The 13,971-nt window shown below is 43.2% G+C and carries 12 protein-coding genes; 5 read left to right on the top strand and 7 right to left on the bottom strand.

The features are described from left to right. Window positions 1-296: 296 nt before the first annotated feature. From acnB to ACSLBF_RS16760, 3 genes are all read left to right on the top strand, one after another. Window positions 297-2,894 carry a bifunctional aconitate hydratase 2/2-methylisocitrate dehydratase gene (gene acnB / locus ACSLBF_RS16770; RefSeq protein ID WP_440054477.1) on the top strand — a complete coding sequence of 866 codons (2,598 nt, stop codon included), beginning with the start codon at window positions 297-299 and terminating at the stop codon, window positions 2,892-2,894. A gap of 231 nt (window positions 2,895-3,125) precedes the next feature. Beyond that, window positions 3,126-3,758, top strand: a complete 633-nt coding sequence (locus ACSLBF_RS16765; RefSeq protein WP_440054476.1) for a 2OG-Fe dioxygenase family protein — start codon at window positions 3,126-3,128, stop codon at window positions 3,756-3,758. Window positions 3,759-3,768: 10 nt separating this feature from the next. After that, entirely contained in the window at window positions 3,769-5,007 is a 1,239-nt protein-coding gene (locus tag ACSLBF_RS16760; RefSeq protein WP_440054475.1) for a cysteine desulfurase-like protein, read from the top strand. A 75-nt stretch (window positions 5,008-5,082) separates the two neighbouring features. Here ACSLBF_RS16760 and ACSLBF_RS16755 read toward each other — a convergent pair whose 3' ends face one another. Beyond that, entirely contained in the window at window positions 5,083-5,253 is a 171-nt protein-coding gene (locus ACSLBF_RS16755) for a hypothetical protein (protein WP_440054474.1), read from the bottom strand. 920 nt (window positions 5,254-6,173) lie between these two features. Further along, a complete protein-coding gene (locus ACSLBF_RS16750; protein ID WP_440054473.1) occupies window positions 6,174-6,353 on the bottom strand; it encodes a hypothetical protein in 180 nt (59 codons plus the stop codon). Window positions 6,354-6,551: 198 nt separating this feature from the next. Here ACSLBF_RS16750 and ACSLBF_RS16745 point away from each other — a divergent pair, with 198 nt between their 5' ends. After that, window positions 6,552-6,857, top strand: coding sequence for a hypothetical protein (locus ACSLBF_RS16745; RefSeq protein WP_440054472.1), 306 nt, complete (start codon window positions 6,552-6,554; stop codon window positions 6,855-6,857). A gap of 25 nt (window positions 6,858-6,882) precedes the next feature. On the opposite strand, the gene ACSLBF_RS16740 is transcribed toward ACSLBF_RS16745, so the two are convergent. Genes ACSLBF_RS16740 through glnL form a run of 3 tightly spaced genes read right to left on the bottom strand, consistent with a single transcriptional unit; the run spans window position 6,883 to window position 9,840 of the window. Beyond that, window positions 6,883-7,341, bottom strand: coding sequence for a cyclic nucleotide-binding domain-containing protein (locus ACSLBF_RS16740; RefSeq protein WP_440054471.1), 459 nt, complete (start codon window positions 7,339-7,341; stop codon window positions 6,883-6,885). A 16-nt stretch (window positions 7,342-7,357) separates the two neighbouring features. Next, window positions 7,358-8,761 (bottom strand): nitrogen regulation protein NR(I), encoded by a 1,404-nt coding sequence (gene ntrC, locus ACSLBF_RS16735; RefSeq protein ID WP_440054470.1) that lies wholly within the window; start codon window positions 8,759-8,761, stop codon window positions 7,358-7,360. Continuing rightward, window positions 8,761-9,840, bottom strand: coding sequence for a nitrogen regulation protein NR(II) (gene glnL / locus ACSLBF_RS16730; RefSeq protein WP_440054469.1), 1,080 nt, complete (start codon window positions 9,838-9,840; stop codon window positions 8,761-8,763). The genes ntrC and glnL overlap by 1 nt, the downstream gene beginning before the upstream one ends. A gap of 306 nt (window positions 9,841-10,146) precedes the next feature. On the opposite strand from glnL, the gene ACSLBF_RS16725 reads away from it, so the two are divergent. Next, window positions 10,147-11,640 carry a hypothetical protein gene (locus tag ACSLBF_RS16725; protein ID WP_440054468.1) on the top strand — a complete coding sequence of 498 codons (1,494 nt, stop codon included), beginning with the start codon at window positions 10,147-10,149 and terminating at the stop codon, window positions 11,638-11,640. Window positions 11,641-11,718: 78 nt separating this feature from the next. Here the strand turns inward: ACSLBF_RS16725 and ACSLBF_RS16720 are convergent, their stop codons facing one another. Together ACSLBF_RS16720 and glnA are read right to left on the bottom strand one after the other, a co-directional pair. Continuing rightward, window positions 11,719-12,237 (bottom strand): DUF4124 domain-containing protein, encoded by a 519-nt coding sequence (locus ACSLBF_RS16720; RefSeq protein ID WP_440054467.1) that lies wholly within the window; start codon window positions 12,235-12,237, stop codon window positions 11,719-11,721. A 196-nt stretch (window positions 12,238-12,433) separates the two neighbouring features. After that, the gene (gene glnA, locus ACSLBF_RS16715) at window positions 12,434-13,840 is read right to left on the bottom strand and encodes a glutamate--ammonia ligase (protein ID WP_440054466.1); all 1,407 of its coding nucleotides are present in this window, start codon (window positions 13,838-13,840) and stop codon (window positions 12,434-12,436) included. Window positions 13,841-13,971: the final 131 nt, after the last annotated feature.

Below are 13,971 nucleotides of genomic sequence, written 5' to 3'. Positions count from 1 at the left end.
GTGAACCTGACTGGCATTTTTATTTGGGTCTATTTACTTGCAACTCTCCTCACATGGGCCAGTTTTCAACTGGAAATGATAATTATATTCATCAAAGTGTGTTGAACCGCCTTTATCATTCATGACATTTATAGTCACTATAAGGCAAGGTATCGCATGCAAGATTTTCATCTATACTCAAAGTCCTTATAATTGTGCAACATATTTTTTGGTCAAGGAAATGGTTTCCCCATTCGCCTCAAGCGCTGGGACCGGGCCATTTGCTTGTCTCTCCACGTCACCAAGAGGGCAATATTGTGCTTCAAGAATATCGTAAACACGTAGAAGAGCGTGCCGCGCAAGGTATCGTGCCTAAGCCGTTAGACGCGCAGCAAACCGCTGACCTTATCGAATTACTAAAAACGCCACCTGCAGGTGAAGAAGAGTTCATCGTTGATCTATTTATCAACCGTGTACCACCGGGTGTTGATGATGCCGCTTACGTTAAAGCTGGCTTTTTGGCTGCGGTTGCAAAAGGTGAAGCTGAATCTCCACTCATTTCAAAAGAGTATGCTGCTGAGCTACTTGGCACTATGCTCGGTGGTTACAACATTGCGCCGATGATCGACCTGCTTGATGATGCCGCGCTTGCACCAATCGTCGCTAAAGGTTTATCACACACGCTATTGATGTTTGATGCATTCTACGATGTAGAAGAAAAAGCCAAAGCGGGCAATGCGTTTGCTAAGCAAGTTATTGAATCATGGGCAAATGCTGAATGGTTCCTTGAGAAGCCAGCCGTGGCAGAAAAGATCTCTGTCACCGTATTCAAAGTCACTGGCGAAACAAATACTGATGACTTATCACCAGCTCCAGATGCGTGGTCTCGTCCAGATATTCCACTTCACGCATTAGCAATGCTTAAAAACGAGCGTGATGGCATCAACCCTGACAAGCCTGGCGAAGTTGGTCCAATCGCACAACTAGAAGAGCTAAACAAAAAAGGTTTACCATTAGCGTACGTTGGTGACGTTGTTGGTACTGGTTCTTCACGTAAGTCAGCGACTAACTCAGTACTTTGGTTCATGGGTGATGACATTCCATTTGTACCAAACAAGCGTGTTGGTGGTGTATGTTTAGGTGGTAAGATTGCCCCTATCTTCTTCAACACGATGGAAGACTCTGGCGCATTGCCAATTGAGCTGCCTGTTGATGAGCTAAACATGGGTGACCAAATTGACATCTTCCCTTACGAAGGTGTGGTTAAGCGTCACGGTACCGATGAAGTTATCTCAACATTCTCGCTAAAATCAGACGTAATCCTAGACGAAGTTCGTGCTGGCGGTCGTATTCCACTGATCATCGGTCGTGGTCTAACAGACAAAGCGCGTACATCTCTTGGCCTAGAAGCGGAAGACATCTTCCGCAAGCCTAAGCTAGTAGAAGACTCGGGCAAAGGCTTTACGCTTGCGCAGAAGATGGTTGGTAAGGCATGTAACATGACAGGTGTACGCCCTGGTCAATACTGTGAGCCAACAATGACTACAGTAGGTTCTCAGGATACTACCGGTCCAATGACTCGTGACGAACTTAAAGACCTTGCATGTCTTGGTTTCTCTGCAGATCTAACTATGCAGTCATTCTGTCACACGTCAGCCTATCCTAAGCCAATCGACGTAAACACGCACCATACGCTACCAGATTTTATCATGAACCGTGGCGGTGTATCGCTACGTCCAGGTGATGGTGTTATTCACTCATGGCTAAACCGTATGCTACTTCCTGACACTGTTGGTACAGGTGGTGATTCGCATACTCGTTTCCCACTAGGTATTTCATTCCCAGCGGGTTCTGGTGCCGTTGCATTTGCAGCAGCAACAGGCGTTATGCCACTGGATATGCCAGAGTCAATTTTGGTTCGTTTTAAAGGTGAAATGCAACCGGGTATCACATTACGTGACCTAGTACACGCTATTCCTTACTACGCAATTCAACAAGGCCTATTGACGGTTGAGAAGAAAGGTAAGATCAACGAATTCTCTGGTCGTATCCTTGAAATCGAAGGTGTTGAGCACCTAACCGTTGAGCAAGCGTTCGAACTATCTGATGCATCGGCAGAGCGTAGTGCGGCAGGTTGTACTGTTAAGCTTTCACAAGCGTCTATCGAAGAGTACCTAAACTCTAACATTGTTATGCTTAAGTGGATGATCTCTGAAGGTTATGGTGATGTACGTACAATCGAACGTCGTATCACTAAGATGGAAGAGTGGCTAGCAAACCCTGAGCTAATGACAGCTGACGCGGATGCTGAATACGCACACACGATTGAAATTGACCTTGCAGAAATCAAAGAGCCAATCCTTTGTGCTCCAAACGACCCAGATGACGCGCGTCTACTTTCAGACGTAACGGGCGAAAAGATCGACGAAGTATTCATCGGTTCTTGTATGACTAACATTGGTCACTTCCGTGCTGCGGGTAAACTGCTAGATAACTTCGGCGGTCGTCTACCAACACAACTTTGGGTTGCGCCACCAACGAAGATGGACCGTGATCAGTTAACTGACGAAGGTTACTACGGGATCTACGGTCGTGTAGGTGCACGTATCGAAACTCCAGGATGTTCACTGTGTATGGGTAACCAAGCACGTGTTGCTGATAAAGCGACCGTTGTATCTACCTCTACGCGTAACTTCCCGAACCGTCTAGGTACCGGTGCAAATGTATTCCTTGCATCAGCAGAGCTTGCAGCAGTCGCTGCGATCCTTGGTAAACTACCAACACCTGCTGAATACCAAGAATATGCAGAGAAGATCAACGCAACGGCTGCGGACACGTACCGTTACTTGAACTTCCACAAAATGCCTCAGTACACTAAAAAGGCAGATTCAGTAATTATCCAACAACCGGCATAATTACCCGTAAGATAAAAAGCCAGCCTTAGCTGGCTTTTTTTATGCATAAAATTAACTATATTTAAATGTCGATTTCTTGACCATTTAAAAAGTTAAATAATGTATCTTTTTATCTGTCAATTTGAGGTTTTTTATACCTTTTGCTCTGCAAAAATGTCGTGTTTTTAAACAGTAATTCTTTTTTGTTTGGTTAGAATTGTTGGCAAATTCTCATCAATAGGCGAGAGGATCATGACAACCATGAACAACCAGAATTTACTCCAACTTCGCTTTATTCAGCAGTCGAACATCGATGCGGTAAAGCCGTTTTTTAATCAGCTCCCTGATAACCCATATGCAGATGGTGCGTTTCGTAAGCGCCGCTACTCGGTGATTAAGTTTGTTGATGGCGAGGTAACACTGCAACCTACAAAAGCATTTGTACAAGATGACTCGATTAATACCTTTCAAGGTAATGTGGAGCGTGTTTACGAAAACCTTGAAGTAGACATGCTAAATACCGATGGCTTTAAACATTTGCTTGCTCAGTTTAAAGCGATGACGGGTATCGCAGAGGATACTGCAATTGAAGTGCACCAGTTCCGCATGCTTGCCATTGAAAGTGATACGCCGCCTGCGCCAGAAGGCGTTCACCAAGACGGCTTTGACCATGTATGTGTCTGTGGTGTGTCGCACGAAAATATCGCCGGTGGTGAATTACTGGTGTATGAGCACAAAGAAGCAGAGCCATGCTTTAAGATGGAAATCAAAGACGGGTTATTTGCACTAGTGAATGACCGTGAAGTGTGGCATAACGCAACCCCAATGAACAAGCTAGATGCCAGTAAAGAAGGCTACCTAGACTGTTTTGTATTTACTGCTTAAGAGTGTCGCTATGGAACTTAATAAAGTGCGCCGTCAGTTTCCTGCTTTGATGCAGCAGGTACAAGGTGAGTCTCCAATATTTTTAGATGGGCCGGGTGGTTCACAAGTACCACAATCGGTACTTAACGCCATGTCTGCGTACCTAGGGTATTTTAATTCAAACCTAGGTGGTGCGTTTTTCTCAAGTGATAAAACGGTCAGCTTGATGAATGATGCGCGCCAAGCGGTTGCTGATTTACTTAATGCGCCGAGCCAAGAGCAAATCGTTTTTGGTGCCAACATGACTAGCCTGACTTTTAGCTTTAGCCGCGCTATCTCGCGTGACTGGCAAGTGGGTGACGAAGTGATTGTGACCAATGCCGATCACTTTTCGAATGTGTCTTCTTGGCGTCAGGCTGCTGAAGACAAAGGTGCAACGGTGCATGCAGTCCGGATCAATGAAGACGATTGCACCTTAGATCTTGCACACTTCGAGTCATTGTTAAATCACAATACCAAGTTAGTGGCAGTGACTTATGCGTCAAACACCACGGGTTCAATCAACGATATTCAGCGTATCGTGGAGCTAGCGCACCAAGTGGGTGCATTGGTATATGTGGATGCTGTGCATTATGCACCACATGAATTAATCGATGTACAAGCATTGGACTGTGACTTTTTGGCATGTTCAGCCTACAAGTTCTTTGGTCCACATGTGGGCATCGTTTTCGGTAAGCGCGAACATCTAGAAAGTTTTACCCCCTATAAAGTGGAGCCAGCGAAAGATGTGATCCCGGGTCGTTGGGAAACTGGAACACAAAGTTTTGAAGGTCTAGCAGGTTTAGTTGCTGCTATCGATTACATAGCATCGTTAGCAGGCCTAAGTGATGACACGCCACGTCGTGAAAAGCTCGTGGCAGCATTTGCGCAAACGAAAGCGCATGAGATGCAGCTCAGTCAGCATTTCTTAACCCGCTTAGCTGAGTTCAAGCAAATTAAGCTATTTGGTATCGAGTCACAGGAAAGGTTAGCAGAACGCACGCCGACCTTTGCACTGACATTTGATGGCCTAGAGCCTAGACAGGTTTCAGAATTCCTGGGCAAAAAACATATGTGTGTTTGGGACGGTAATTTCTACGCACAAGGGCTTTGCGAGCAGCTGGGTGTGATGGATAAAGGCGGTGTGGTTCGCATCGGCTGTATGCATTACAACACCATAGAAGAGTTAGATAGACTCTTTAGTGCTTTTGAGCAGTTGTTAGCTGTGTAATTGTTAGGTCTTTTACAGAAAAGGCTATATTTAACAGCCTTTTCTTTGGCCTATTACTCTCATTCGTGCAGAGCCTTAGCAATGATCTCGATTACTAATACACCCTAGGTAGCTCATGCAGCGCCAAGCAGGTTGTGTCCAGTTTGGATCCCATGCACCACCCACTTTAGGAGTTACATCACTAGGAAGTACAGCTCTATCTTTTGATAAACCTTTCATATTTTTTTTATTCAATTTTAATTTCATTATATCTCTCCTTAACGTATTATATTTTTGTGTGGATTGCTCAAAATATAATCGTTCAAGTTTAGATATGAGTAAAGTGAAATATATTAATATTCAGTGAATTGCATATTACCTTCAATAAAACTACTGAGTCTATTAATACGTAAGCTCATATCTTCAATGATTTTATCTTTCTATTGTTGAGTAAAATTTGTTCATCTTGGGCGAGTATTGTAATTGAAGGTGCGCTTTGTAAAAGGCTTTAACACCCGACTTTTCTAGTTTAATAACACTAGCTTTGTCTTTTTTTTTTGTGTAATAATCTATTTCAAGCTACTTCGAAAACGTTTTGATTTTAAGGGTGAAAAATATAAATCTGTAGAAATCATTCTGGCTTGGGAGCTAAGGCGGATCATGTCAAAATTACATGCTATACCCATAATCTGTTGGTTTCTAACACTTATATTTATTTATGCATATCAATTCCCACTACCTATGGTTGGCATGGTTAATGAACCTGACTTACTTAGCTCAGACTCTTGGTGGTCTGCACTGTTAAGTTATCTATTTTATGGTTTGATATGCTTTACCATTCCACTTATTATGCTTGTACAATATGTTATTTAATGCTCAAAGATCACCACCAAAGGAATCGAAAAAGATAAGGTATTATGGATAAGTACTATTATTTTGTGTTTTATCTGGGCTTTTTCTTTAAGCTGTTTATATCCACAGTAAATGCGCATAATTAACTTCTCCACAGCTGAGGTTAACTTACCCTGATCTCAAGTACGAATAGATGAGAAACTTCGGCATGTTATCAAGGGAGGGGCGTTTTGGTTCGGTGTTGCTGTTTATCTGCTTGTATTAACATTTTGTGATATGTCATGTATGTTCTTTGAAGTTTTTACAGTCGCTTATACTGCAAGCGACAGGTGGCCTTATCGGCAGTTTTTATCATATGGTGAAGTTGGACAGCTCAAGCCATTATAGCTAATGCAACCTGGGACTAGTGGTGAAGAAGCATACATACCGCCTGCCGCTTTAGGAGTTAGTGCACTATCTAAATACGCATCTTGATTTAGTTGCTTTAGAGACTTTTTATTAAGCGTGATTTTCATGTCATTTCCTTATTTGATATTAAAAGTAAACCGAAAATTTCGGTAAGATCTAAATTATCGATATAAAAATAAGATATCAATCAAGAATAATTCATGATAAAAATGTCGTGTAATAGTTTTTATGATTAATGTCTTTTCCAATTGAAGTGGTTATACTTTTCTTGGCCAAAAGCTTTTCAGTTTTAAAAAGGAGTTGAGATGAATAATTGGAGCTATTGGATTAAAGTGACAGGTATTTTTATGCCGCCACTGATATTATTGTTCGTATATTATGGTGAGAATGGTATCTCGCCTTTTAATTATCTATTTTCTGGCTTTCCCAACCTCTATCCTACTTCTGTCGTATTGGGCCTACTTCTTTATATCGTGGGGACGGTCAAGCAGAGTAAAGCCAAACCAGATATTAATGGTAAAGTTGATACGCTCCTTAGCTGGATTGGTGGCTTTTACCTTATTTCGAGTACGGCTTTTTATATCGTGCTTCGGCTCATTCTAGACATGTAAATAGTCATTACAGTCATCACCGCAGTTAACTATGCGCTTCAACAAACTCGTTTAATTTAGCTATTCTGACGCTCATTCCTTCAATGAGTTTGTCTTTGATTTTTTCTCTGATCACATTGGGAAGTCGTGTTAACGCGTCTGGAGTAATGGCTAAAATAATGCTGTCTTTGAGCGCTAGGGCGCTGGTACTGCGTTCGCGGTTAGTAATAAATGCGCCTTCACCTAAAAACTCCCCGGGACCAACTCGACCTAAATCATGTTCAGCATCTTGCTTAAAGATTAAAAACTCTCCGCTAAGTACAATATACAAACGGTTGTCTTCATCAAGTCTTTTGAACGCATGTTTGTCTTTTTGTACAAGATAAAGTCGGCTAAATGACTCAAGCAACACTTGTCGCTCAGACAAAGTAAACTCTTTAAAGAACGCTAAGCGGTTAATAATCTCTAACTGTTTAAAAAGCGGAACCTGTTCTAATAATTTCATACTGCAACGTAGGCAATTACTTATAGTGTTGAATATTGCGCTCTTTTAGTTTTCTGGTCAACGTATTGCGACCCCAACCAATTTTCACTGCAGCGTCTTGTTTATGGCCATGGCATACTGACAACGCAGATTCGATCAGGCGGGTTTCCAGCTGGGCTTGAACTTCTGGCCAAATGTGATCTTTTCCTTGTTTTAATTCTTTATCCAGCCAACTTTGAAAAGCATCTAGCCAGTTGCCTTGCTCATCAGAGGTTGGAGTTTGTATGGTGTTGAGCTCATCTGGTAAATCAGCTTCGGTGATTAGTTCACCGGGGGCCATAACCGTAAGCCAGCGACAAGTGTTTTCCAGCTGTCTGACATTGCCGGGCCAATGATAGGCCTTCATTTTTTGCAATGCTTGTTTCCCAATCACTTTAGGTTCGGCTTTTAATTCTTTGGCACTCTTCGCTAAAAAGTGTTCAGCAAGGACCGCGATATCTTCAGTGCGATCGCGCAGTGGTGGGATCTTCAAGCGCACTACATTTAAACGGTGAAATAAGTCTTCTCTGAACTTACCTTGTTTAACCAATGCTTCTAAATCTTGGTGGGTTGCCGCGAGAATACGGACATCGACTTTGACACTTTGATGGCCGCCAACACGATAAAATTCACCATCGGCCAGTACGCGAAGCAAGCGAGTTTGTACATCCAGCGGCATGTCACCAATTTCGTCCAAGAATAGGGTACCACCGTTAGCTTGTTCAAATCGACCTCGGCGGGTGCTATCTGCGCCAGTAAACGCGCCTTTTTCGTGGCCAAATAACTCAGATTCCACCAAATCTTTTGGGATGGCCGCCATATTCAGTGCGATAAAGGTGTTTTCTTTTCTTGGGCTGTGGTTATGTAGTGCGCCCGCAACGAGCTCTTTACCAGTACCTGACTCGCCGTTAATGAGTACGCTCATGCTCGACGCTGACAGTTTGCCGATAGCACGAAACACTTCCTGCATCGCAGGCGCTTCACCGATAATATCTGGGCTGGATGATTTAGCGCTGCTGCGCTTTTGTTTCTTGCTTTGTTGGCTAGCTCTAAATGCTCTGTCTACCAGCGAGGTGGCTTCATCAAGATCAAACGGTTTGGCTAGATATTCAAAAGCCCCTTTTTTGAACGCGTTCACGGCAGAATCTAAATCTGAATGGGCGGTCATGATGATAACGGGCAAGCTCGGATAGTCTTCGGCAAGCCTTTCTAGCAAGGCCATACCGTCTAGGCCGGGCATTCTGACATCGGAGATCAACACCGAAGGCTGCTCAAACTCCAGTGCAGTAAGCACATCCTGTCCATTAGAAAAGCTCTCGGTTTCATAGCCAGAGCGCTTTAAGGCTTTTTCTAATACAAATCTTATTGATGCGTCATCATCTACTAGCCAAACTGATTTCATTACTGGTTTCCCGTACCCGTGTTGTCAAAAGGAAGGAAGATACTGAACTCGGTATGCCCCGGCCAACTATCACATTCAATCAGCCCTTGATGTTGCTCAATAAGGGTTTGGGCAATGGAAAGTCCAAGTCCTGAACCGCCTTCTTTGTTGGTGATCATTGGGAAAAAGAGTGTTTCTTTTAATTCTTCTGCGATACCCGGGCCATTGTCGCTGATCCGTATTAACAGCGCTTTTTTCATTAACCGTTCACCGCGGTGCAAGCGGTGCTGAATACGTGTTGTGATCATAATCTGGCCACTGTCGCCAAGCGCCTGCTGCGCGTTGCGAAGTATATTCAACAGCACTTGCTGAATTTTGGCCTGATCGAGCACAATCGACGGAATACTCGGATCATAATCCTTCACCAGCTTTATTCGTGAGTTGCTTTCAAGGGTGGTTAGCTTGATCACAGACTCTAACGTTTGGTGAATATTGCACGGCTCTTTTTGTGGCAATTGATTTGGCCCTAATAGCCGGTCAACTAATTCGCGTAGTCTATCTGCCTGCTCAATGATCAAGTTTGCACATTCTTCTCTTTCCTGCTGATCGCTTTCGTATTGCAATAATTGCGCCGCTCCGCGAATTCCGCCGAGCGGATTTTTAATTTCATGAGCGAGGCCGCGGATCAATGTGCGCGCAGCCTGAAATTGGTGCATCTGGTTTGACGCTTGATCGAAGCGTAATTCATCATCAATGCGACGCAGCTCAAGCAAAATATAAGGTTGTTGAAGATGGAAAAAACGTCGTGCGTGTAAACTTAATGTCGCAGCTCGACTATCGACGAACACCACGTCAACTCGGTGTTGCTGGCAGTCGACGCCGTCTTGCAAAACATATTTTGAAAGTTTATCTAGGTCGATATGGTGGTGATTAAAGACCTTGTCGATAGCTAATCCAAACAACCGCTTGGTACTTAATCCAAGTAATTCACTGGAGCTGTAATTGGCATCTCGAATAACTAACTGCGCATCTAGTAAGAGCACAGCTGTAGATAAAGACTGCCAAATTTTATCAAGGTCGAAAGTAATGTTCTGATCCATTTAAGTTCACTCATGCACCAGTTTGGTGCAAATAGCATAGCATAGTTATTTTATTAATCCCCACATTTGGTGAGTTGTCAGCAAATGTTTGCTATTAGAGCGTGTTGAAGTTCATTTCCAACGAGGGATTGTGTACATATTATACGGCCAGAGGAACATCGGAAAGCATGCTATAGATTCTATTCCAAAGCTTAACAGTTTAGGTTGTATATCAATTAGGGAAAGTATAAGTTAAGTTACTGGTAAATATATTGTTATTTTAATGTAGATCATAATTACACTTAGCAGGGAGTAAAAGCTAAAAATATGAAGTACTTATTTCAGTTACTACTTTTAATCATCGTTGGAAACGCAACTGCGAGTTCATCATGTACAAACAGCACAAAGGTAAGCTTTTACCAAGAAGATGGCTCACTACATGTTAATTATCATGTCTCAGCGCAGGTCAAGCAGCTAGAACTCGTAGCAAACAATAAAGTGAGTACGGCTATTGAGGGAGTGAAAGGTACACAGCTAACCGCTTCAGACAATCAAAGAGTGCTATTAACAACTAAAGATGCAGGACGTTTTGATATAAAACTCAAGCCGCTAGGTAAGTATATCAATGCTACTTATACCCCCTACATTGATCTGGGTACTGCGCATGGTGTTCATATAAATTCGGTACTGCCATTCAGTATATTGAAGGATGGTCAACGACATAAAATAGACCATGAGTGCGCTACGCTGAGCATACAGCGCGCAGATCAAACACAAAAAATAGAAATGCAAGATGGCTTTGTGTTGCTGAATTTTACCGCGACTTCCACTCAGGGATCACAACCACCGGTTACTTATTATATCAACGAGAATATGCCTGCTTGGATTGTAAGTGAGATAAAAGGGAACGTAACTAAAGCGTTGCGATATTATGCAGCGGAGCTCGGAGACTTGGCTTTTCCGGTGCAAATCATGATGAGTTTTGAAGATTCGGAGCACCCGTTTTTCGATGGTGGTGTTTATGCAAACAAGCTAGTGATACGATTTGGTGGTGAGGCCTATAAGCAGTTTGATCAAGGAGCGCAACGCCACCTTCAACAGTTCGTTTATCATGAAATATTTCACTTTTGGACAAAGCCACAGCAAAGTTGGATTAGAGAAGGTGGAGCCGATTACGCGGCCGCAATTGCGATGCTTGATGTTGGGCTTTTGGACAAACAGCAATTTCAGAGTAAAAGGGCTGAAGCAAGTGCTACATGTTTTATGAAGTTTGGTCATGGCGCTAATTTCTTGGCTCAGGGGTGGAGAGGTCGATATGCGTGTGGGCTTGCAGTATTAAGCCGGTTTTTACCCAGTAAATCCGACTTTTTCAAGTACTGGAAAACACTTGATAAAGCGGGGAAGAACGATCTTAAAGTACTGTCTAATGTCAGCCAAAAACAATATCCAAGGCTAATTTCTCAGCTTAATAGTCAAGAATCGGCATCTGCTGCGCTGAAAACCTTACTCGGTCCAATTCAATATCAACAACTGCCAAGTAATTTTAATGGAACGAGCGCTATTTTTGTTCACTTAATGGCGCAACACTGCCAAGGCGTGGTGTCATTTCATACTAATCACAACGTTGTCAGTTTATATAATCAGGAGGCTTGTAGTTGGCCTTTGGAAAAACTGGTGTACGAGGTGAAAGCGCTTAATGGACATCCTCTTAGCAGTAAGCCTGTGGAGCTGCTTACAAGTTACATAAGTCGCTGTCAATCAGAGCGTAAAGCAGTGCTTTCTGGCGAGACCTTTAAGGTGGAGTTACCATGTGCATGGTAGATGTAACTCTGTGCTAGAGAAATAGGTGTGCATAAGAGAGCATTCTAAGCGACGGACTAATTAACCTAGTAGGTGAGGTTAATTACCCACCGCGTTTCTGTGTAAGTAAAACGTGTGCGGCTCGCTTTGGGCAACCATTTTACCTTGGTTATTAAATACCTTAAGGATCAACTGGTGTTCGCCTCTATCCAGATTACGAAGCGCAAATTGGGTGCTGGTTTGCTGCGGGCCTGTTGCTTCCCCATTTAGGTATAGTTGTACACTCAGACCTTGACTAAATCGGGGTAGCACTGTGCCGCTGACATACAAGCTGCCAGAATTGTCACGAATAGTTTGTTGATGCTCAGGACTGGTGATTTTGGCGCTATAAGCAATGGTATTTTGTGGCTTAGGTTTGGCGTCAAGAATGCTGGTGTCGGTGCTCGGAATAACCGCACGATTGGTGGTTAAGTTGACAACCTCAGCGCCTTTTTTTGGTACGTCAGAATACACCCAGTGGCCTTTTTCGTTTTTCCAACGATAGATAGTTTGATTTGCTTCACAAATGGCTGAAAAGCTGAGCAATGCCAGCAACAAGCAACAAAACGAACGGCTCACGAGACGACTCCACAGTGATATTGCTACTAAGTTTAGTATAGTGGCAATACAAATGCGATAGTCAAAATCGCAGGATTCTGACGTAAAAAAGCCCGCTTGCACGGGCTTGAGAACACATATGATTAAGAGTGCCAGTAATCTGGCTCTACCAAGCTCGACTCCGCCGAGCTCTGTAGTCTGTTATCTACAAGCGTAATTACACGCTGTAGTACATTTCGAACTCAACTGGGTGAGTTGTCATGTTAAGCTTTTCTACTTCTTTGGACTTAAGTGCGATGTAAGCATCGATTAAGTCATCAGTGAATACGCCACCTTGAGTTAGGAACTCACGGTCAGCATCCAGACAAGCTAACGCTTCGTCTAGTGAAGCTGCAACTGTTGGAATTTCTGCTGCTTCTTCCGCTGGTAAGTCGTAAAGATCTTTGTCCATAGCATCGCCAGGGTGGATCTTGTTTTTGATACCGTCAAGGCCCGCCATTAACATTGCAGAGAAAGCAAGGTAAGGGTTTGCTGTTGGATCAGGGAAGCGTACTTCGATACGACGTGCTTTTTCTGATGGTACCACTGGAATACGGATTGACGCAGAGCGGTTACGTGCTGAGTAAGCAAGCATGACAGGTGCTTCGAATCCAGGGACTAAACGCTTGTACGAGTTAGTTGATGCGTTAGCGAATGCGTTGATTGCTTTAGCATGCTTGATAATACCACCGATGTAGTAAAGCGCTTCTTCAGAAAGACCGCCGTACTTGTCGCCAGCAAAGATGTTTTTACCATCTTTCGCAAGAGATTGGTGACAGTGCATACCAGAACCGTTATCACCGACAATTGGCTTAGGCATGAAAGTCGCTGTTTTGCCGTATAGGTGAGCCATGTTGTGGATAACATATTTCATTTCTTGGATTTCGTCTGCTTTAATAACCATGGTATTAAAGCGAGTAGCGATTTCGTTTTGACCCGCTGTTGCTACTTCGTGGTGGTGTGCTTCTACTACGTGGCCCATTTCTTCTAAAACTAGGCACGTTGCACTACGCCAATCTTGTGATGAGTCAACAGGAGCAACTGGGAAGTAACCGCCTTTAACACCAGGACGGTGACCAGTGTTACCACCTTCGTAGTCTTTGTCAGAGTTCCAGCTCGCTTCTTCAGCGTCGATTTTGTACATAGAGCCTGACATGTCAGTTTTAAATTTAACATCGTCAAATAGGAAAAACTCTGGCTCTGGACCGAATAATACGGTGTCAGCAATACCCGTTGAACGCATATATTCTTCTGCACGCTTAGCAACAGAGCGTGGATCACGTTCGTAACCTTGGTGCGTGTTTGGTTCAACCACGTCACAACGAACGATAAGCGTTGTTTCTTCAGCAAACGGGTCAAGTTTTGCGCTTTCTGAATCTGGCATTAGTACCATGTCTGATTCGTTGATGCCTTTCCAGCCAGCGATTGACGAACCGTCAAACATTTTGCCGTCTTCAAAAAAGTCTTCATCGGCTTGATGGTGAGGAATAGATACGTGCTGCTCTTTACCTTTTGTATCAGTGAAACGTAAGTCAACAAACTTAACGTCGTTTTCTTTAATAAAATTTAAAACCGATTTTGACATGTGTCCTCCGACTCGTTGGGTTATTTTGCTGCATATATTGTACTGCGATGGCACACTGGTAAGCTTAATCTATGCCATTTTTTTAATGTGTTGAAAAATATTGATTTTATTTTTTAATACATTGGTTTGCA

The organism is Pseudoalteromonas sp. T1lg65 (genome assembly GCF_051930985.1).
In the GTDB taxonomy this organism is placed as follows: Bacteria; Pseudomonadota; Gammaproteobacteria; order Enterobacterales; family Alteromonadaceae; genus Pseudoalteromonas.
This window is presented reverse-complemented; position numbering and strand designations above follow the sequence as displayed.

Coding starts and splice junctions, on each gene's coding strand:
- ACSLBF_RS16765 (WP_440054476.1), top strand. CDS start 3,126: ATGACAACCATGAACAACCAGAATTTACTCCAACTTCGCTTTATTCAG.
- ACSLBF_RS16760 (WP_440054475.1), top strand. CDS start 3,769: ATGGAACTTAATAAAGTGCGCCGTCAGTTTCCTGCTTTGATGCAGCAG.
- ACSLBF_RS16755 (WP_440054474.1), bottom strand. CDS start 5,253: ATGAAATTAAAATTGAATAAAAAAAATATGAAAGGTTTATCAAAAGAT.
- ACSLBF_RS16750 (WP_440054473.1), bottom strand. CDS start 6,353: ATGAAAATCACGCTTAATAAAAAGTCTCTAAAGCAACTAAATCAAGAT.
- ACSLBF_RS16745 (WP_440054472.1), top strand. CDS start 6,552: ATGAATAATTGGAGCTATTGGATTAAAGTGACAGGTATTTTTATGCCG.
- ACSLBF_RS16740 (WP_440054471.1), bottom strand. CDS start 7,341: ATGAAATTATTAGAACAGGTTCCGCTTTTTAAACAGTTAGAGATTATT.
- ntrC (WP_440054470.1), bottom strand. CDS start 8,761: ATGAAATCAGTTTGGCTAGTAGATGATGACGCATCAATAAGATTTGTA.
- glnL (WP_440054469.1), bottom strand. CDS start 9,840: ATGGATCAGAACATTACTTTCGACCTTGATAAAATTTGGCAGTCTTTA.
- ACSLBF_RS16725 (WP_440054468.1), top strand. CDS start 10,147: ATGAAGTACTTATTTCAGTTACTACTTTTAATCATCGTTGGAAACGCA.
- glnA (WP_440054466.1), bottom strand. CDS start 13,840: ATGTCAAAATCGGTTTTAAATTTTATTAAAGAAAACGACGTTAAGTTT.